Raw genomic sequence first — 19612 nt, 5'->3', positions numbered from 1 at the left:
ATCAGAACGAGAGAAAGAGCGGGCAGTGCACGACCCTCGCCCGCAGTCCTCCCTCCGCCCCGAGCACCCCGTGCCGCGGAGCCTCTCGCAGCTCGTGGCCGAGTTCTCCCTCGGCCCGGTCCGCGGCCTCGAGGGCGTCGAGGTGAGCGGAGTCACGCTGGACTCGAACCAGGTCGAGTCCGGGGACCTCTACGTCGGTGTCGCAGGACGCCGTGCCCATGGCGCGGCCTTCGCGTCGGCCGCCGCGGCGTCCGGAGCCGTCGCCGTGCTGACCGACCCGGCCGGAGCGGAGCTCGCCGCCGACAGCGGCCTGCCCGTGCTGGTGACCCCCGACCCGCGGGCCGCCCTCGGCGACGTCGCCGCGTGGATCCACCGCACCCGCGAGGACGTCCCGACGCTCTTCGGCGTGACGGGGACCAACGGCAAGACGAGCGTCGTCTACATCCTCGACGCGCTGCTGCGCCGGCTCGGAGTCGTCTCCGGCCTCAGCTCCACCGCCGAGCGCCGGATCGGCGACGTCGCCGTGGTCAGCTCGCTGACCACTCCCGAGGCGAGCGAGCTGCACGGCCTGCTCGCGCGGATGCGCGAGTCCGCCGTCCGCGCGGTCTCCATCGAGGTCTCGGCGCAGGCGCTCACGCGGCACCGGATCGACGGCCTCGTCTTCGACGTCGTCGGCTTCACGAACCTCAGCCACGACCACCTCGACGACTACTCCGATCTGCGCGAGTACTTCGAGGCCAAGGCCGACCTCTTCGAGCCGGAGCGCGCACGCCGCGGCGTCGTCACGGTCGACAGCGCCTGGGGGCGCGAGCTCGCCGAGCGCAGCCGCATCCCCGTCGCGACGCTCGCCGGCTCGCCGGTCGTCGGAGTCGCCCCGACGACGCCCGCCGACTGGTCGATGACGGTGCTGGACGCGACGCCCGACAGCACCACCTTCCGCCTGGAGGGGCCCGAGAACCGCTCCGTCGTCGTCACCGTCTCGCTGATCGGCTGGTACATGGCCTCCAACGCCGCGCTGGCGATCGTGATGCTGGTGGAGTCGGGTTTCGACCTGGACGCCGTCGCGCACGCGCTCGAGGACAGCCGTCTCGACGTCTACATCCCGGGCCGCGCCGAGCTCGTCTCGGGGGAGCGCGGACCGCGCGTCTACGTCGACTACGGCCACACCCCCGACGCGTTCCAGAACGCGCTCGAGGCGCTGCGGACCATCACGCCCGGCCGCCTGTTCATGGTGTTCGGGGCGGACGGGGACCGCGACACGACCAAGCGGAGCGACATGGGCGCCATCGCCGCCCGCCTCGCCGACGTCGTAGTCGTCACCGACTTCCACCCGCGCTGGGAGGATCCGGCCGCCATCCGCGCCGCGCTCCTCCAGGGCGCCCGGGCCGCCGTGCCCGACCGGGAGATCCACGAGATCGCCGACCCGCGCGCCGCCGTGCGCGCCGCCGTCGCCCTCGCGCGCGAAGGGGACTCGATCCTCTACGCCGGGCCCGGCCACGAGGACCACCAGGAGATCGCAGGAGTGCACATGCCGTATTCGGCCAGAGACGACGTCCGTCACGCGCTGCGCGAGGCGGGCTGGCTGTAGATGATCGCCCTCACCCTCACCGAGATCGCCGAGGCCGTCTCCGGACGCCTCCACCTGGCCGGCTCGTCCGCCACGGCCGCCACCGTGATCGACGGAGCGACCGAGACCGACTCCCGCGAGATCGCGCCCGGCGGGATCTTCGTCGCCAAGCGCGGCGAGCACACCGACGGCCACCTCTTCGCTCCCGCCGCTCTCGAGCGCGGTGCCGCGCTCCTCATCGTGGAGCGCCCGCTCGACCTCGACGTGCCGCAGGTCCTCGTCGACGACTCCGTCGAGGCGCTCGGAGCGCTGGCGACCGAGGTCGTCCGGCGCGTCCGCGCGAAGGGCGGGCTCACCGTCATCGGCGTCACCGGCTCGAACGGCAAGACGACGACCAAGAACCTCCTCCGCACCGTCCTCGAGCGGGTCGGCGAGACGGTCGCTCCGCGCGGATCCTTCAACAACGAGGTCGGCGCGCCGATCACGATGCTCCAGGTGTCCGAGTCGACGCGCTTCCTCGTCGCCGAGATGGGCGCGAGCGCGGTCGGCGAGATCCGCCGCCTCGTCCGGATGGCCAGGCCCGACGTCGGCGTCGTCCTCGCCGTGGGCCTCGCGCACGCCGGCGAGTTCGGCGGGATCGAGCGCACGCTCGAGGCCAAGACCGAGATGGTCGCCGACCTCACCGCCGACGACGTCGCCGTGCTGAACGCCGACGACGGCCGGGTCGCCTCGATGGCGGGCCGCACCGCCGCCCGGGTCCTCTGGTTCGGTCGCGGCGAGAGCGCGGACGTCCGCGCCGTCGACATCGACGCGACCGCCGACGGCACCCGCTTCGCCATCGAGGTCTCGGCGGGGGAGGGCCGCGAGGCCGCTCGCGCCGAGCTCCTGCTGCGCGTCCTCGGCGAGCACCACGTGATGAACGCCCTCGCGGCGACCGCCGCCGCGCTCTCGGTCGGAGTGGCGCTGCCCGCGATCGTCGAGGCTCTCGCGACCGTCACCCTCGCCGAGCGCGGCCGCATGGAGGTCCTGGGCGGCGAGGACGTCCGCGTCATCAACGACGCGTACAACGCGAGTCCCGACTCCACCGCGGCCGCCCTGCGCACCCTCGCCCAGATCGCGAAGCCCGGGGGGCGCACCGTCGCCGTCCTGGGAGAGATGAGCGAGCTCGGCGAGTGGGCCGACGAGGAGCACGAGCGCGTGGGCCTGCTGGCCGTCCGCCTCAACATCTCCCAGATCGTGGTGGTGGGCCGAGGCGCCCGCCGGATCCACGTCGCGGCCGAGCGCGAGGGATCGTGGAGCGGCGAGTCCGTCTTCGCGGAGACCTCCGACGAGGCGTTCGACCTCCTCGAGGACTACCTGCGACCCGGCGACACCGTGCTGGTCAAGTCGTCCAACTCCGCGGGGCTGCGCTTCCTCGCCGACCGTCTCGGGGAGCGTCACCGATGAGGGCACTCCTCCTGTCCGGCGCGTTCTCGGGAGCCTTCACGCTCCTGATGACGCCCCTGTTCATCCGCCTCTTCCACCGCCTGCAGTGGGGCCAGTTCATCCGCGAGGACGGACCGAAGTCGCACCACGTCAAGCACGGCACGGCGACGATGGGCGGCATCGTCATCATCATCGGTACCGTGGTCGGCTACTTCCTCGGGATGCTGTTCGGCAACCGGGCGATCGCGCCGTCGGCCCTGCTGGTGCTCTTCATGATGGTCGGGCTCGGACTCGTCGGCTTCGTCGACGACTTCCTGAAGACCCGCAACCAGCGCAGCCTCGGCCTCGGCGGCTGGGCGAAGATCGCCGGCCAGGTCATCGTCGCCGCGGCCTTCGCGGTGATCGCGATCATGGTCCGCGACTCCAACGGGCTCACCCCCGCGTCCACCTCGATCTCGTTCATCCGCGACCTGCCGTTCGACTTCGCCTCCCTCGGCTGGATCGGCATCGGCCTGTTCGTGCTGTGGATCTGCATCATCGTCACCAGCACGTCGAACGGCGTGAACGTCGCCGACGGGCTCGACGGACTCGCGACCGGGTCCTCGATCCTCGCGATCGGCTCCTACGTCATCATCGGGTTCTGGCAGTCGAACCAGTGGTGCTTCGACCAGCACCTCAACCCCGAGGTCGTCGACAAGTGCTACCAGGTGAGCGACCCGTTCGACCTGGCCATCATCGCGGCGGCCGTCTCCGGTGCCCTGGTGGGCTTCCTCTGGTGGAACACCTCGCCGGCGCAGATCTTCATGGGCGACACCGGCTCGCTCGGCCTCGGCGGCGCGCTCGCGGCCCTGGCGATCCTCACCCGCACCGAGCTGCTGGTCATCCTCATCGGCGGCCTGTTCGTCATCGTGACCGGCTCGGTCATCCTCCAGCGGATCTACTTCAAGCTGACCCGGGGCAAGCGCATCTTCCTGATGAGCCCGCTCCACCACCACTTCGAGCTCAAGGGCTGGGCCGAGATCACGGTCGTGGTCCGGTTCTGGATCATCGCCGGCATCTTCGTCGCCGCCGGAGTCGGGCTCTTCTACCTGGAATGGCTGTCGCTGGCATGACCGATCCCGCCCGTCCCGACTCCCTCCGCAGCTGGCACTCGGACTGGCGCGGCCTGCGCGTCGCCGTGCTGGGCCTGGGCGTCACCGGGTTCTCGGTGGCCGACACGCTAACCGAGCTCGGCTCCGAGGTGCTGGTCCTCGCCGACCGCGCCGACGAGGAGCGCGAGCGCCTGCTCGAGGTGATCGGCTCCCGCCTGCACCGGGCCGACCGCCTCGACTCCGCTCCGGAGGAGCTGCACGCGTTCGCACCGGAGCTGGTCGTGGTGTCGCCCGGCTTCCGGCCGACGCATCCGATCCTCGTGTGGGCGGCGGAGTCCGGGATCCCCGTGTGGGGCGACGTCGAGCTCGCCTGGCGTGTCCGCGACAAGGTCGTGCGCGCCGACGGCACTCCGGCCGACTGGGTGGCCGTCACCGGCACCAACGGGAAGACCACGACCGTCCAGCTCACGGCGACGATGCTCGTGGCCGGCGGCCTCCGCGCCGCCCCCTGCGGCAACATCGGCGTGCCCGTGCTCGACGCGGTCCGCGACCCGCAGGGCTTCGACGTCCTCGTCGTGGAGCTCTCGAGCTACCAGCTGCACTACCTGGGCGCGATCGAGCCGATCGCGAGCGCGTGCCTCAACATCGCCGACGACCACCTCGACTGGCACGGCTCGTTCGACGCCTACCGCGCGGCCAAGGGCAAGGTCTACGCCGGCACCCGCGTCGCCTGCGTGTACAACCGCGCCGACGCGGCGACCGAGCAGATGGTCCTCGACGCCGAGGTGGTGGAGGGCGCCCGGGCGATCGGATTCGGCCTCGGCGTGCCCGGCCCGAGCGACTTCGGGATCGTCGACGGCATCCTCTGCGACCGCGCCTTCCTCGAGGACCGCCGCACCAGTGCCCTCGAGATCACCACCGTGGACGAGCTCGCCGCTCGGAACCTCGCCGCCCCGCACATCGTCCAGAACGTGCTCGCCGCGGCAGCGCTCTCCCGAGCGTGCGGGATCGAGGTCACGGCCGTCCGTACCGCGCTGGCGTCCTTCGAGCTCGACGCCCACCGCATCCAGGTCGTCGCCGAGCACGACGGGGTGACCTGGGTGAACGACTCCAAGGCCACGAACCCGCACGCCGCCGACGCCTCGCTGCGCGCGTACCCGTCGGTCGTCTGGGTCGTCGGCGGCCTGCTCAAGGGCGTCGACGTGGACGCCCTCGTGGCCGCGCACGTCGGCCGCCTGCGGGGCGCCGTGGTGATCGGCGCCGACCGCTCGGCGCTGCTCGCGGCATTCCGACGACACGCGCCCGCCCTCCCCGTGAGCGAGGCGGTGCCGGACGACACTGGTGCGGTGATGCAGGCGGCCGTCGAGGCGGCCGCGACGCTCGCCCGCTCGGGGGACGTCGTCCTGCTCGCACCCGCCGCGGCCTCGATGGACCAGTTCCTCGACTACGCGGCTCGGGGCCGCTCCTTCGCGGCCGCCGTGGCGACACACCTGGGAGGAGGAGCCGATGACCGCTCCGACGACGAGCCGCCCCGCGGGCCGCTCGCGCACTGAACCGCGCGGGAAGGACCGGAGCGGGGCCCGCTCCGCGCGGATCGTCCTGTCGAAGGTCTTCGCCTCCCACTCGCCGAACTTCTACCTCCTTTTCGGCACCACGCTCTTCCTGGTGCTGTTCGGACTGACGATGGTGCTCTCCTCCTCGTCGGTCACCTCCTACGTGTCGAGCGACGACTCCTTCGGCGGCTTCCTGCGCCAGGGCGGATTCGCCCTCCTCGGGATCCCGATGATGCTGGTGGTCTCGCGGCTGCCCCTCGGCGTGTGGAAGCGCGTGACGCCGATCCTGCTCATCGCCGGCTGCGTCCTCCAGTGCCTCGTGCTCTTCACGCCGCTCGGCGACTCCGTCGGCGGGAACCGCAACTGGATCCGACTCGGCGCCTTCAGCATGCAGCCCTCCGAGATCATCAAGCTCGCGCTCGCCCTCTGGCTGGGGCTCCTGCTCGCCCGCCGCTACCGGTCGCCGAAGGACTGGAAGGACGCGCTCATCCCCGTCCTGATCGTCGGCGGCGCAGCGATCGGACTGGTCCTCATCGGAGGCGACCTGGGCACGGTCGTGATCATGGCGGGCATCGTCCTCGCCGCACTCTTCTACGCGAACGTCCAGATGAAGGTCCTCGTGCCGATCGTGGTGGTCGGCGCGATCGGAGCGGTGCTGTTCGCCGTCTCCAGCGACAACCGCCTCACCCGGATCATGTCCTTCCTCGGCGACTGCTCCAACGTCGAGGAGTACCAGAACTCGTGCTGGCAGCCGGTGCACGGCACCTGGGCGATGGCCTCCGGCGGGATCTTCGGCGTGGGCCTCGGCAACTCCAAGGCCAAGTGGTCCTGGCTGCCCGCCGCGGACAACGACTACATCTTCGCCATTATCGGCGAGGAGCTCGGGCTGATCGGAGCGATCGTCGTCCTGGCGCTGTTCGTGGTCCTCGCGGTCGCCTTCTTCCGCGTCATCCACGCGTCCTCCGATCCGTTCGTGCGGATCAGCACCGGCGCGATCATGGTCTGGCTGATCGGCCAGGCGTTCGTCAACATCGGCGTCGTCCTGGGGGTGCTCCCGGTGCTGGGGGTCCCGCTGCCGCTGATCTCCTCCGGAGGCACCGCCCTGCTCAGCTCGCTCCTCGCCATCGGCGTCGTCCTCTCCTTCGCCCGCACCCAGACCGCGCCCCTGCCCGGCGCTGGCGTGCTGCGCCGCAGGAAGGCGGCGGCGGAGTGACCCGCTACCTGCTCGCCGGCGGCGGCACCGCCGGCCACGTCAATCCGCTGCTCGCGACGGCCGACGAGATCCGCAGGCGGAACCCGCGCGACGAGGTGCTCGTGCTCGGCACCGCCGAGGGGCTCGAGGCGCGCCTCGTCCCCCTCCGCGGCTACGAGCTCTCGGTGATCCCGCGGCTGCCGTTCCCGCGCCGCCCGAACGCGGCGGCGCTGCGGTTCCCCGGAGCCTTCCGCGCGACCATCGCCGGCATCGTCCGGACGATCCGCGACCGGCGGATCGACGCGGTGGTCGGCTTCGGAGGGTACGCGGCAGCACCCGCCTACCTGGCGGCCCGCCGCGCCGGCGTCCCCTTCACCGTCCACGAGGCCAACGCGCGCCCCGGGCTCGCCAACCGCCTCGGCGCGCGCGCGACCCGCTCGGTCGGCGTGGCCTTCGAGGGCACGCCCCTGCCGCACGCGCGGGTCGTCGGCATGCCGCTGCGCCGCGAGATCGCCGAGCTCGACCGGGCCGCGCGCCGCGACGAGGCGATGGCGGCGCTGGGCCTCGACCCGTCCCGGCAGACCCTCCTGGTGACCGGCGGCTCCCTCGGCGCTCGACGGATCAACGCGACGGTGCACGCCGCCGCCCGGGATCTCGTCGCCACCGGCTTCCAGGTCCTCCACATCACGGGCGACCGCGCCGAGATCACGGACCCGGGGGTGGCCGGCTACCACCTCCTCGCCTACTGCGACCGGATGGACCTCGCGCTGTCCGCCGCGGACGTGGCCGTCTCCCGCGCGGGGGCAGCGACGGTCAGCGAGCTGACAGCCCTCGGCCTGCCCGCGGTCTACGTCCCGTACCCGGTCGGCAACGGCGAGCAGCGCTACAACGCGCGCGGCGTCGTCGACGCCGGGGGAGCGGTCCTCGTCGAGGACGCCGCCTTCCTCCCCGGCTGGGTCCAGCGGGAGCTCGTACCGCTCCTGGGCGACACCGCCCGTCGCGACGAGATGGCGCGCCGGGCCGCCCGCGTGGGAGTCCGCGACGGCTCCGGGCGGCTCGTCGACCTGATCGAGTCGACCCTCTCCGAGCCGCGCTGAGCCCGCTCCGCGCGGCTCGGGAGAGCACTCCCGCCCACCGTCTACACTGATCCGGCGCACCGCGGGAGGCCCCTCCCGCCCGCCGCGACCCACCCGAAAGCGAGAGCCCCGTGATCAAGCCCGACCTCGGCATCACCGTCCCCGACGAGCTCGGCTCGGTCCACTTCATCGGCATCGGCGGCTCCGGGATGAGCGGGATCGCCCGGCTGTTCCACCACGCCGGGCACCGGGTCACCGGGTCCGACGTCCGCGAGTCCCACCCCGTCGAGCAGCTGCGGGAGCTCGGCGTCCCGGTCGCCATCGGCCACGACGCGGCGAACCTCGGGGACGCCGAGGCGGTCGTCGTCACCTCCGCCCTGTGGCCCGACAATCCCGAGTACCTGCTCGCGAAGGAGCGCGGCCTGCCCGTGCTGCACCGCTCGCAGGCCCTCGCCTGGCTGGTGCGCGGCAAGCGCCTGGTCGCGGTGGCCGGAGCGCACGGCAAGACCACGTCGACCGGCATGATCGTCACCGGCCTGCTCGGCGTCGACGCCGACCCCAGCTTCGTCAACGGCGGCATCATCGAGAGCCTCGGCACCTCCTCCGCCGCCGGCTCCGGCGAGGTCTTCGTCGTCGAGGCCGACGAGTCGGACGGCAGCTTCCTCCTCTACGACACCGCGGTCGCCCTCATCACGAACGTCGACCCGGACCACCTCGACCACTACGGATCGCTGGAGGCGTTCGAGGAGGCCTTCGTCACCTTCGCCTCCTCCGCGAGCGAGCTCGTCGTCATCTCCTCCGACGACCCCGGCGCCGTCCGCGTCACCGAGCGGCTGGACGGCGGACGGGTGCTGACTTTCGGCGAGGCCGAGGGGGCGGACGTCCGCGTCGTCGACCTCGACCTCGTCGGCCCCGTCGGCTTCTCGGTCGAGTACGAGGGCAGGCGCTACTCGGCCCGCCTCCGCATCCCCGGCCGGCACAACGCGATCAACGCGGCCGGCGCGTTCGCAGTGCTGGTGGGCCTGGGCTTCGATCCGGCCGCCTCGCTCGAGGCCGTGTCGGCGTTCGGAGGCACGGAGCGCCGTTTCGAGCTGCACGGAGCGGTCCGCGGAGTCAGCGTCTACGACGACTACGCCCACCACCCCACCGAGGTGGCCGCCGCCCTCTCCGCCGCGCGCACCGTGGTCGGCGAGGGCCGCATCATCGCCGTGCACCAGCCGCACCTCTACAGCCGCACCCGCCTCTTCGCCCGCGAGTTCGCCGAGACGCTCGAGCGCTACGCCGACGAGACGATCGTCCTCGACGTCTACGGGGCGCGCGAGGATCCGGAGCCCGGAGTGACTGGAGCGCTGGTCAGCGAGAAGTTCGCCGACCCGTCGCACGTCTCGTTCGTCCCGGACTGGGCGGAGGCGGCCCGCCTCGCGGCCGGCATCGCGCGCGAGGGCGACTTCGTCATCACCCTCGGCTGCGGCGACGTCTACCGGATCATCCCGCAGGTGCTCGAGTCGCTCGGCGCGAGCGAGGCCGCGCCGGTCGCACGATGACCGCGGTCCTCGCGCCCGAAGCGGGGGAGCGGCCGTGAAGCGGCCCGACGGCGGACGCCCTCCGGCGCGCGGTCGGAGCGTCCCCGCGCGCGGCGGCGAGCCGGAGCCGGACACCGAGCCGATCCGGATCGTCACCGCGATCCGCGTGGACCCGGAGCCGGCCGAGCGCACTCGGTCGCGCGCGGGCGCGGTCCGCCGCACCCTCTCGGGCCTGCGTCTGCCCGGTGCCGAGAACCGGGCCGTCTCCCGGGCTGCCCGCGAGCGGAGGCGCTACGAGCGGGGGGAGGTCCGCCGCTTCACGAAGCGCGCGCGTCGGCGCCGCCTGATCGCCCTGGTCGTGGCCGGGTCGCTCGTCGCCCTCGCCCTGATCGTCGGAGTCGCGGCCTTCTCGCCGCTCATGGCCGTGCGCACGATCGAGATCTCGGGCACCCAGCGCGTCGACGCCGCCGCCCTGCAGAGCGAGCTCGACGACCAGCTCGGCGTCCCGCTCACCCTGGTGGACCGGGACGAGGTCGGCCGCGTGCTGGGCGCGTCCCCGCTCATCCAGAGCTACTCGGTGCAGACCCGGCCGCCGAGCACCCTCGTGGTGTCGATCGTCGAGCGCACGCCCCTCGGCGTGATCGCGGCGGGGGGCCGCTTCGAGCTCGTGGACGCGGCCGGAGTCGTCATCGAGACGGCGGACTCGGCGCAGCCCGGCTACCCGGTGCTCACCACCGCGTCCGGCGACGCCTCGGGAGCCGGCTTCCGCGCGACCGCGCGGGTGCTGCGCTCCCTGCCCGCATCGCTCGCTCCGCAGGTGACGGCCGCCACGGCCACGACCGGCGACGACGTCTCGCTCACCCTGCAGAACGGCACGGAAGTCGTCTGGGGCGGGTCGGACGAGTCGGCGCTCAAGGCCGTCGTGCTCGAGAAGCTGATGGCCGCGACCGACCCCGCCGTCGTCGGCACCTACGACGTGTCCTCGCCCCAGGCCGCCGTCGTGGCGCCCCGGCCTTGACCGGCGGCGGATCCGCGCGTTCTTTCGAGCGTTGCGGGCGTGTCTGCTGGGAGCGCGACCGGACTCCGCCTACCGTCGGAGCCGAACCCCAAATGCATACTCAGCATAACTTTAAGCCTCAACTACAGGTTTAAGGTTCAGCCCGGAGGCCGGAGACGTGACTTCAAACCAGAACTACCTCGCCGTGATCAAGGTCGTCGGCATCGGCGGTGGCGGCGTCAACGCCGTCAACCGCATGATCGAGCTCGGCCTGCGCGGTGTCGAATTCATCGCGATCAACACGGACGCCCAGGCGCTCCTGCTCAGCGACGCCGACGTCAAGCTCGACGTGGGCCGCGAGCTGACCCGCGGACTCGGCGCCGGCGCCGACCCCGAGGTCGGCCGCCGCGCCGCCGAGGACCACGCCGAGGAGATCGAGGAGGTCCTCGCGGGGGCCGACATGGTCTTCGTCACCGCGGGCGAGGGCGGCGGTACCGGCACAGGCGGCGCGCCCGTCGTCGCGCGGATCGCCAAGTCGATCGGCGCCCTCACCATCGGCGTCGTGACCAAGCCCTTCGGGTTCGAGGGACGCCGTCGGCAGACGCAGGCCGAGGCCGGCGTCGCGACGCTGAAGAACGAGGTCGACACGCTCATCGTCGTTCCGAACGACCGCCTGCTCGAGATCAGCGACCGCGGCATCTCGATGCTCGAGGCCTTCGCGACCGCCGACCAGGTGCTCCTCGCCGGCGTCCAGGGCATCACCGACCTGATCACCACGCCCGGCCTGATCAACCTCGACTTCGCCGACGTGAAGTCGGTCATGCAGGGCGCGGGCTCGGCGCTGATGGGCATCGGCTCGTCGCGCGGCGCCGATCGCGCGATCAAGGCGGCCGAGCTGGCCGTCGCCTCACCGCTGCTCGAGGCCAGCATCGACGGCGCGCACGGCGTTCTCCTCTCGATCCAGGGCGGCTCGAACCTCGGCATCTTCGAGATCAACGACGCGGCGCGCCTCGTCCAGGAGGCGGTGCACGCCGAGGCGAACATCATCTTCGGTGCCGTGATCGACGACACGCTCGGCGACGAGGTGCGCGTCACCGTCATCGCCGCGGGGTTCGACGGCGGAGAGCCGGGCGGAACCGCTCAGGCCGCGATCGCCCAGCCGCGCCAGCAGCAGAGCTCGGCGAGCGAGTCGGCCGCCGAGCCCGTCCCGGCTCCCGCAGCCGCCCCTGCGGCCGGCTCGATCTGGTCGAGCACCCCCGTCGCCGCCCCGGCTCCTGTCGCCGACCCGTCCTTCGACGACGACGACAGCGACCTGGACATCCCCGACTTCCTCAAGTAGTCGTGCCGGATCCGGAGCTGGCCGCGCGCTGGGCCGAGGTCTCCGAGCGGGTCGCCGACGCGACCCGCTCGGCCGGTCGCGAGGCGTCCTCGGTCACGACCATCGTGGTGACCAAGTTCCACCCCGTGTCGCTGCTCCGCGACCTCCTCGAGCTGGGCGTCGTCGACTTCGGCGAGAACCGGCACCAGGAGGCGCAGGAGAAGTCGGCCGAGCTGGCGGGGACCGCTGCGCGCTGGCACTTCATCGGGCAGCTCCAGAGCAAGAAGGCGCGCCAGGTGCGCCGCTACGCCGACGCGGTCCACTCCGTCGACCGGCTCGCGCTCGTCCCGCTGCTGGAGGCGGGGGAGGAGCCGCTCGAGGTGTTCCTGCAGGTCAACCTCACCGAGGATCCCGACCGCGGGGGAGCGTCGCCCGCCGACGTCGAGCCCCTCGCCGAGGCTCTCGCCGGGGCGCCCGGCCTCACGCTGCGCGGCGTGATGGCGGTCGCTCCGCTGGACGAGGAGCCCCGTCCGGCTTTCGCCCGGCTCCGGTCGATCTCCGACCGCGTGCGCGCCGTCGAGCCCTCCGCCACGGCGATCTCGGCGGGCATGTCGAACGACTTCGCCGAGGCGATCGAGGAGGGTGCGACACACCTGCGAATCGGATCGGCAATCACCGGAGAACGCCCCGCCCGCACCTAACCTCGTGGTGACCCACCTGTGGGAGCACACACGACACGGAGGACACCCCATGGCCAACCCGCTGAAGAAGACGATGGTCTACCTCGGACTCGCCGACGAAGAGGTCGAGTACGAGCGCGCAGAGCCCGTCGAGGCGGCCCCGGCGACGGCCCACCGCGCACCGGTCTCCCCGGTGCAGCCCGTCCCTCCCGTCGAGCCGGTGCAGCAGCCCCGCGCGACGGTCACCCCGCTCCGCAAGCCCACCCCCCAGACCCCGAAGGCGACGGCACCCGCCGAGATGAACGAGATCCTCACCGTCCACCCGAAGCAGTACCGCGACGCGCAGGTCATCGCGGAGAACTTCCGCGACGGCATCCCCGTGATCATCAACCTCTCGCAGATGAGCGATGCGGACGCCCGCCGCCTCATCGACTTCGCGAGCGGACTCTCGCAGGGCCTCTACGGCCGCATCGAGCGCGTGACGAGCAAGGTCTTCCTGCTCTCGCCGTCGCACATCACCGTCGCCGGCGACTCCGCCTCCGCCGAGAGCGACGCCGACGCGTCGTTCTTCGCGAAGTCCTGATCCCGGGGAGCCCTGGCCCCCGGTGACCTCCGTCGTCTCGCTCCTCGGGAGCGTCCTGTACTTCGTGCTGCTGCTCTACTTCTTCGCGATGTGGGCGCGGTTCGTGCTCGACCTCGTCCGCGTGATCCGACGCGACTGGCGCCCCCGCGGTGCCGGCCTCGTCGCCGCGGAGGGCGTCTACACCGTCACGGACCCGCCGATCGGCTTCTTCCGACGCCTGATCAAGCCGGTCTCGATCGGTCCGATCGCCCTCGATTTCGGCTGGAGCCTCACCATGCTCTGCGTCATCGTGGGCATGTACATCGCCACGTGGCTCCAGCGCGCCTGACCGTCCCTGTATCGTTGGCACGTCCGGACGTTCCCCGCGGTGTCAGCACTGCGCCGTGCGCCTGAAGTTGCTAGCTTTAGTCGCGCGTTGTTAAACGTGTACCTACTTGAAATCGAAGGTGGAAAGCCATGGCGCTCACTCCCGAAGACGTTGTCAACAAGCGGTTCCAGCCGACCAAGTTCCGTGAGGGATACGACCAGGACGAGGTTGACGACTTCCTCGACGAGGTCGTCGTGGAGCTCCGCCGCCTGAACCAGGAGAACGAGGAGCTTCGTCAGCGCCTCTCCTCCGGCGACAGCCGCCCCTCGGACGCCCGAGTCTCCGACGCCCCGCGCGAGAGCACTCCTGCTCCCGCCCCGGTGGTCGACGAGGCACCCGAGCCGGAGCCGCAGCCCGAGCCCGAGCCCACCCCGGCTCCCGCACCGGTCGTCGCTCCCGTCAGCTCCTCGCAGTCGGCTCCGGTCGACGAGGCCGAGAGCTCCAGCGGACTCCTGCAGCTCGCCCGCCGCCTCCACGAGGAGCACGTGCGCGAGGGTGCCGAGAAGCGCGACGCTCTCGTCGCCGAGGGCCGTGCCACGGCCGCCCGCATCGTCGCCGAGGCCGAGGCCAAGCAGCGCCAGCAGGTCGCGAAGCTCGAGGAGGAGCGCGCGACGGTCGAGCACCGCATCGACGAGCTCCGCACCTTCGAGCGCGAGTACCGCCAGAAGCTGAAGAGCTACATCGAGGGCCAGCTCCGCGACCTCGACACCCAGCCGGCGTCGACGGAGTCCTCGCTGTCGGGCTTTGGGGCGTAGTCCCGCCGCAGCGGACGTCAGGCCGAGGGTGCTCGTCACCCTCGGCCTCGTCGCGCTCGCGGTCTTCGCGATCGATCAGACCGCGAAGTTCCTGGTCACGACGAACCTGACCCTGGGCGAGGACGTCCATGTCCTCGGCGACGTCCTGATCCTGCACTACGTGAAGAACCCGGGTGCCGCCTTCTCCCTCGCGAGCGGGTCGACCTGGATCTTCTCGATCATCGCGGCGTGCGTCGTCGTCGCCGTGATCTGGTTCTCGCGCCGGATCCGCTCCACCGCGTGGGGCGTCTTCTTCGGCCTGCTGCTCGGCGGCACCCTCGGCAACCTCTTCGACCGGCTGTTCCGAGAGCCCTCCTTCGGGCTCGGACACGTCGTCGACTTCCTCTTCACGCCGTGGCTGCTCCCGGCGATCTACAACGTCGCCGACATCGCGATCTGCACGGCGATGGCGCTGTTCGTCCTCCTGAGCGTGCGGGGCGTCGGCCTCGACGGCACCCGTGAGCGCGCGGGCCGCGACGAGCAGGACCAGGTCGTGTCCGAGGACGGCGCTCCCGCCGCCCCCGGAGCGGGCGCCCCCGCAGCGGCCTCCTCCGTCGAGGAGGCGGCCCGCGACGCCGACCGCCCCGGCGGACGCTGATGGCGCAGTCCCGAGAGCTGCCGGTCCCGGACGGGCTCGACGGCCTCCGCGTGGACGCGGCCGTCGCGAAGCTGCTCGGCTTCTCGCGCACCTTCGCGGCCGAGGTCGCCGAGGCGGGCGGAGTGAGCGCCGACGGACGGGTCCTCGACAAGAGCGACCGCGTGCATGCCGGCACCTGGCTGAGCGTCGAGTGGAGCCCGCGCGAGGAGCCGCGGATCGTGCCGATGGCGGTCCCCGGCCTCGGCATCGTGCACGACGACGACGACATCGTGGTGATCGACAAGCCCGTCGGAGTGGCCGCGCACCCCGCCGTGGGCTGGGAGGGACCGACGGTGCTCGGCGCCCTCGCCGCCGCGGGCTTCACCGTGTCGACCTCCGGTGCGGCCGAGCGCGCGGGCATCGTGCACCGGCTCGACGCCGGCACGAGCGGCCTCATGGTCGTCGCGAAGTCCGAGCGCGCCTACACGCACCTCAAGCGCGCGTTCCACGACCGCACGGTCGAGAAGGTCTACCACGCGGTCGTACAGGGCCACCCCGACCCGCTCGCCGGGACGATCGACGCCCCGCTCGGCCGCCACCCGTCCTCGGACTGGAAGTTCGCGGTCCGCGCCGACGGCAAGCCCTCGGTGACCCACTACGAGACGATCGAGGCCTTCCCGTTCGCCTCCCTCCTCGAGATCCACCTCGAGACCGGCCGCACCCACCAGATCCGCGTGCACATGGCCGCCCAGCGCCACCCGTGCGTCGGCGACGCGATGTACGGCGCCGATCCGACCCTCTCGAAGCGGCTCGGCCTCACCCGCCAGTGGCTCGACGCGGTCCGGCTCGGCTTCACCCACCCGGGCTCGGGGGAGTGGGTGCAGTTCGAGGCGTCCTACCCCGACGACCTGGTGCACGCCCTCGAGGTACTGCGCGGGGAGTGATCCGCGCTCTCCCGGCCGGACCCGCGTCCAGCGCGGTTAGACTTCTTCCCGCCGTGTCCACGGGCCCTCCCTTGTCGCCGGCCATCCCTCCCCTGCCCGCAGTCCGCCGGAGGCGCATCCTTGCCGAGTAACGATTCCTTCGTCCACCTCCACGTGCACAGCGAGTACTCGATGCTCGACGGTGCAGCGCGGGTGAAGCCGCTGATCGACGCGGCGGTCGAGGAGGGCATGCCGGCCATCGCCGTGACCGACCACGGGAACGTGTTCGGCGCCTTCGACTTCTGGCGCACCGCGACGGCGGCGGGGATCAAGCCGATCATCGGCACCGAGGCCTACCTCACACCGGGGACGCACCGCTCCGACAAGACCCGCATCCGCTGGGGCGACGGCGGAGGGGACGACGTGTCCGGCTCCGGCGCGTACACCCACATGACGCTGCTCAGCTCGACCACGACGGGGATGCACAACCTCTTCCGCCTCTCCTCGCGCGCGTCGATCGAGGGCTACTACTTCAAGCCGCGCATGGACCGCGAGATCCTCTCGCAGTACTCCGAGGGCCTGATCGGCACCACGGGCTGCCCGAGCGGCGAGGTCCAGACGCGCCTGCGCCTCGGCCAGTACAAGGAGGCCCGCCAGGCGGCCGCCGACTACCGCGACATCTTCGGCAAGGAGAACTTCTTCGCCGAGATCATGGATCACGGCCTCGACATCGAGCGGCGGGTGATCGGCGACGTCATCAGGCTCGCGAAGGACCTCGACCTCCCGCTGGTCGCCACCAACGACCTGCACTACACGCACGCGCACGACGCGACCTCGCACGCGGCGCTGCTCTGCGTGCAGTCCGGGACCACCCTCGACGACCCCAAGCGCTTCAAGTTCGACGCGGACGAGTTCTACCTCAAGTCGCCGCGCGAGATGCGCCAGGTCTTCCGCGACCACCCCGAGGCCTGCGACAACACGCTCCTCATCGCGGAGCGCTGCGACGTCCAGTTCGACACCTCGGCGAACTACATGCCGCGCTTCCCGGTGCCGGAGGGCGAGACCGAGGACACCTGGTTCGTGAAGGAGGTCGAGGCCGGACTGCGCGAGCGCTACCCGGACGGCATCTCCCAGGAGGTGCGCGACCGGGCGGACTACGAGACCCGCGTCATCCTGCAGATGGGCTTCCCCGGCTACTTCCTCGTCGTCGCCGACTTCATCAACTGGTCCAAGCGCAACGGGATCCGCGTCGGTCCCGGCCGCGGCTCCGGTGCCGGCTCGATGGCGGCCTACGCGATGAAGATCACCGACCTCGATCCGCTGCGCCACGGCCTGATCTTCGAGCGCTTCCTCAACCCCGACCGCGTCTCCATGCCCGACTTCGACGTCGACTTCGACGACCGTCGCCGCGGCGAGGTCATCCGCTACGTCACCGAGAAGTACGGCGACGAGCGCGTCGCGCAGATCGTCACCTACGGCACCATCAAGGCGAAGCAGGCTCTCAAGGACGCCTCGCGCGTCCTCGGCTTCCCGTTCGGGATGGGCGAGAAGCTGACGAAGGCCATGCCGCCCGCGATCATGGGCAAGGACATCCCGCTCAGCGGCATCAACGACCCCGCCCACGCGCGCTACAAGGAAGCGCTCGACGTGCGCAACGTCATCGCCGAGGACCCGCAGGCCAAGCTGGTCTTCGACACCGCGCTCGGACTCGAGAACCTCAAGCGCCAGTGGGGCGTGCACGCGGCCGGCGTCATCATGTCCAGCGATCCGCTGCTGGACATCATCCCGATCATGAAGCGGGAGCAGGACGGCCAGATCGTCACGCAGTTCGACTACCCCGCGTGCGAGTCGCTCGGGCTGATCAAGATGGACTTCCTGGGGCTGCGGAACCTCACGATCATCGACGACGCCCTCGACAACATCCGCGCCAACCGCGGACAGGACCTCGTGCTCGAGGACCTCGAGCTCGACGACCAGGCCGCCTACGACCTCCTCGCGCGTGGCGACACGCTCGGCGTCTTCCAGCTCGACGGCGGCCCGATGCGCGGCCTTCTCCGGCTGATGAAGCCCGACAACTTCGAGGACATCTCCGCAGTCCTCGCGCTCTACCGGCCGGGCCCGATGGGCGCCGACTCCCACACCAACTACGCGCTGCGGAAGAACGGCGTGCAGGAGATCACCCCGATCCATCCGGAGCTCGAGGAGCCGCTCTCGGAGGTGCTCGGAGGGACCTACGGCCTGATCGTGTACCAGGAGCAGGTCATGTCGATCGCGCAGAAGCTCGCGGGCTTCACGCTCGCGCAGGCCGACCTGCTGCGGCGCGCGATGGGCAAGAAGAAGAAGTCCGAGCTGGACAAGCAGTTCGAGGGCTTCTCGGGCGGCATGATCGCGAACGGCTACTCGATGGAGGCCGTCAAGACCCTCTGGGACATCCTGCTGCCCTTCTCCGACTACGCCTTCAACAAGGCGCACTCGGCGGCGTACGGCGTCGTCTCCTACTGGACGGCGTACCTCAAGGCGCACTACCCCGCGGAGTACATGGCCGCGCTGCTCACCAGCGTCGGCGACTCCAAGGACAAGATGGCCGCCTACCTCAACGAGTGCCGGCGGATGGGGATCAAGGTGCTCCCGCCGGACGTCAACGAGTCGATCGGCTTCTTCACCGCCGTCGGCACCGACATCCGCTTCGGCCTCGGCGCCGTCCGCAACGTCGGCATGAACGTCGTCGAGGGCATCCGGGCCGCCCGCGAGGAGAAGGGGCGCTTCGAGACGTTCCACGACTTCCTCCGCAAGGTGCCGCTGCAGGTGACCAACAAGCGCACCATCGAGTCGCTCATCAAGGCCGGCGCCTTCGACTCGCTCGGCTCGACCCGCCGCGCCCTGGTCGAGGTGCACGAGGACGCCGTCGAGGCGGCGGTGGGGGAGAAGCGCAACGAGGCGAACGGCCAGGTCGGCTTCGACTTCGACAGCCTCTGGGACGAGCCGCAGGCCGCGATCCAGGTGCCCGAGCGGCCCGAATGGGCCAAGCGCGACAAGCTCGCCTTCGAGCGCGACATGCTCGGGCTCTACGTGTCGGACCATCCGCTCGCCGGACTCGAGACCGAGCTCGCCAAGCACTACAGCACCACGATCGCCGACCTGCTGATCTCTGAGACGATCGCCGACGGCGAGACCGTGGTCGTCGCGGGCCTCGTCACGAGCGTCCAGCACCGCATGGCCAAGGCCTCCGGCAACCAGTACGGGATGATCCAGGTCGAGGACTTCGGCGGCGAGATCACCTGCATGTTCATGGGGAAGGCGTACCAGGAGTTCGCCCCGGCGCTCACGAACGACTCCATCGTCGTCGTCAGAGGCCGCGTCAGCATGCGCGACGACGGGATGAACCTGCACGCGTTCAGCCTGTTCGCCCCCGAGATGAGCCAGGACGGCGACTCGGGACCGCTCACCGTCTCGATGCCCGAGTCGCGCGCGACCACCGACACGGTCTCGCAGCTCAGCGACGTGCTCATCCGCCACTCCGGCCAGACCGAGGTGCGGCTGAAGCTCATCAAGGGCGACACGGCCCGCGTGTTCGAGGTCCCGTTCCCCGTGCGCATCACCCCGGACCTCTTCGGTGAGCTGAAGAGCCTGCTGGGGCCGAACTGTCTGTATTGAATTCCGAGCCGGTCCCTGCCCGGCTCGGCGCGGTCGGCTGGGGAGGGTGGCCGGGTTCGTGAGAGCGTCATGCGTCCGGCTACGACGATCCGCTGGCACGCGGATCGCCGGTTCGCCTCGGAGGGTGCGGCGAGAGGGTGGCGGATCGGAGTGCGAGCCTGCGGCCGCCGGTGTCCTTCTGGTGGTCGAGTAATGGCGGCGCGGGTATAGGGACCGGGCGGGCCCGTAGATGGTGGTCGAGTAGCCGCGGAGCAGTGTGTTCAGACCGGGCGGGACGGGGTCCGGGCGGGGG

16 protein-coding genes are annotated in these 19612 nt (G+C 71.3%); all 16 read left to right on the top strand.

What is annotated here, in order from left to right; translation table 11 throughout:
• Nucleotides 1–25 precede the first annotated feature (25 nt).
• The 16 genes from C5C39_RS07825 (at nucleotide 26) to dnaE (ending at nucleotide 19320) form a co-directional block, all read left to right on the top strand.
• Nucleotides 26–1588, top strand: a complete 1563-nt coding sequence (locus tag C5C39_RS07825; protein ID WP_104238697.1) for a Mur ligase family protein — start codon at nucleotides 26–28, stop codon at nucleotides 1586–1588.
• Nucleotides 1589–3013 (top strand): UDP-N-acetylmuramoyl-tripeptide--D-alanyl-D-alanine ligase, encoded by a 1425-nt coding sequence (gene murF / locus C5C39_RS07820; RefSeq protein ID WP_104222590.1) that lies wholly within the window; start codon nucleotides 1589–1591, stop codon nucleotides 3011–3013.
• A complete protein-coding gene (mraY, locus tag C5C39_RS07815) occupies nucleotides 3010–4104 on the top strand; it encodes a phospho-N-acetylmuramoyl-pentapeptide-transferase (RefSeq protein ID WP_104222591.1) in 1095 nt (364 codons plus the stop codon). The genes murF and mraY overlap by 4 nt, the downstream gene beginning before the upstream one ends.
• A complete protein-coding gene (gene murD / locus C5C39_RS07810; protein ID WP_104353079.1) occupies nucleotides 4101–5636 on the top strand; it encodes a UDP-N-acetylmuramoyl-L-alanine--D-glutamate ligase in 1536 nt (511 codons plus the stop codon). The genes mraY and murD overlap by 4 nt, the downstream gene beginning before the upstream one ends.
• The gene (gene ftsW, locus C5C39_RS07805) at nucleotides 5590–6849 is read left to right on the top strand and encodes a putative lipid II flippase FtsW (RefSeq protein WP_104222593.1); all 1260 of its coding nucleotides are present in this window, start codon (nucleotides 5590–5592) and stop codon (nucleotides 6847–6849) included. The genes murD and ftsW overlap by 47 nt, the downstream gene beginning before the upstream one ends.
• Nucleotides 6846–7925, top strand: a complete 1080-nt coding sequence (murG, locus tag C5C39_RS07800; protein ID WP_104335997.1) for an undecaprenyldiphospho-muramoylpentapeptide beta-N-acetylglucosaminyltransferase — start codon at nucleotides 6846–6848, stop codon at nucleotides 7923–7925. Before ftsW ends, murG begins: the two co-directional genes overlap by 4 nt.
• A gap of 110 nt (nucleotides 7926–8035) precedes the next feature.
• Nucleotides 8036–9448, top strand: a complete 1413-nt coding sequence (murC, locus tag C5C39_RS07795; RefSeq protein ID WP_104353078.1) for a UDP-N-acetylmuramate--L-alanine ligase — start codon at nucleotides 8036–8038, stop codon at nucleotides 9446–9448.
• Between the two features lie 34 nt (nucleotides 9449–9482).
• Complete coding sequence (locus C5C39_RS07790; protein ID WP_104353077.1) at nucleotides 9483–10445, top strand: cell division protein FtsQ/DivIB; 963 nt, start codon at nucleotides 9483–9485, stop codon at nucleotides 10443–10445.
• Between the two features lie 157 nt (nucleotides 10446–10602).
• Entirely contained in the window at nucleotides 10603–11763 is a 1161-nt protein-coding gene (ftsZ, locus tag C5C39_RS07785) for a cell division protein FtsZ (protein WP_104222597.1), read from the top strand.
• 2 nt (nucleotides 11764–11765) lie between these two features.
• Entirely contained in the window at nucleotides 11766–12443 is a 678-nt protein-coding gene (locus tag C5C39_RS07780; RefSeq protein WP_104353076.1) for a YggS family pyridoxal phosphate-dependent enzyme, read from the top strand.
• A 49-nt stretch (nucleotides 12444–12492) separates the two neighbouring features.
• On the top strand, nucleotides 12493–13005 hold the full coding sequence (locus C5C39_RS07775) for a cell division protein SepF (protein WP_104222599.1): 513 nt from the start codon (nucleotides 12493–12495) through the stop codon (nucleotides 13003–13005).
• 22 nt (nucleotides 13006–13027) lie between these two features.
• The gene (locus C5C39_RS07770; protein ID WP_258059242.1) at nucleotides 13028–13333 is read left to right on the top strand and encodes a YggT family protein; all 306 of its coding nucleotides are present in this window, start codon (nucleotides 13028–13030) and stop codon (nucleotides 13331–13333) included.
• Between the two features lie 128 nt (nucleotides 13334–13461).
• Nucleotides 13462–14127 (top strand): DivIVA domain-containing protein, encoded by a 666-nt coding sequence (locus tag C5C39_RS07765; protein WP_104222600.1) that lies wholly within the window; start codon nucleotides 13462–13464, stop codon nucleotides 14125–14127.
• A 28-nt stretch (nucleotides 14128–14155) separates the two neighbouring features.
• Nucleotides 14156–14764, top strand: a complete 609-nt coding sequence (gene lspA / locus C5C39_RS07760; protein ID WP_104353075.1) for a signal peptidase II — start codon at nucleotides 14156–14158, stop codon at nucleotides 14762–14764.
• Entirely contained in the window at nucleotides 14764–15687 is a 924-nt protein-coding gene (locus tag C5C39_RS07755; RefSeq protein ID WP_104233341.1) for an RluA family pseudouridine synthase, read from the top strand. The genes lspA and C5C39_RS07755 overlap by 1 nt, the downstream gene beginning before the upstream one ends.
• A gap of 171 nt (nucleotides 15688–15858) precedes the next feature.
• Entirely contained in the window at nucleotides 15859–19320 is a 3462-nt protein-coding gene (dnaE, locus tag C5C39_RS07750; RefSeq protein WP_244229655.1) for a DNA polymerase III subunit alpha, read from the top strand.
• Nucleotides 19321–19612 lie beyond the last annotated feature (292 nt).

This window comes from Rathayibacter sp. AY1F3, from assembly GCF_002931975.1.
In the GTDB taxonomy this organism is placed as follows: Bacteria; Actinomycetota; Actinomycetes; order Actinomycetales; family Microbacteriaceae; genus Rathayibacter.
This window is presented reverse-complemented; position numbering and strand designations above follow the sequence as displayed.

What these genes read in the sequence shown, in the direction of transcription:
- murF (WP_104222590.1), top strand. Translation starts at nt 1,589, where the DNA reads ATGATCGCCCTCACCCTCACCGAGATCGCCGAGGCCGTCTCCGGACGC.
- mraY (WP_104222591.1), top strand. Translation starts at nt 3,010, where the DNA reads ATGAGGGCACTCCTCCTGTCCGGCGCGTTCTCGGGAGCCTTCACGCTC.
- murD (WP_104353079.1), top strand. Translation starts at nt 4,101, where the DNA reads ATGACCGATCCCGCCCGTCCCGACTCCCTCCGCAGCTGGCACTCGGAC.
- ftsW (WP_104222593.1), top strand. Translation starts at nt 5,590, where the DNA reads ATGACCGCTCCGACGACGAGCCGCCCCGCGGGCCGCTCGCGCACTGAA.
- C5C39_RS07775 (WP_104222599.1), top strand. Translation starts at nt 12,493, where the DNA reads ATGGCCAACCCGCTGAAGAAGACGATGGTCTACCTCGGACTCGCCGAC.
- C5C39_RS07765 (WP_104222600.1), top strand. Translation starts at nt 13,462, where the DNA reads ATGGCGCTCACTCCCGAAGACGTTGTCAACAAGCGGTTCCAGCCGACC.
- C5C39_RS07755 (WP_104233341.1), top strand. Translation starts at nt 14,764, where the DNA reads ATGGCGCAGTCCCGAGAGCTGCCGGTCCCGGACGGGCTCGACGGCCTC.
- dnaE (WP_244229655.1), top strand. Translation starts at nt 15,859, where the DNA reads ATGCTCGACGGTGCAGCGCGGGTGAAGCCGCTGATCGACGCGGCGGTC.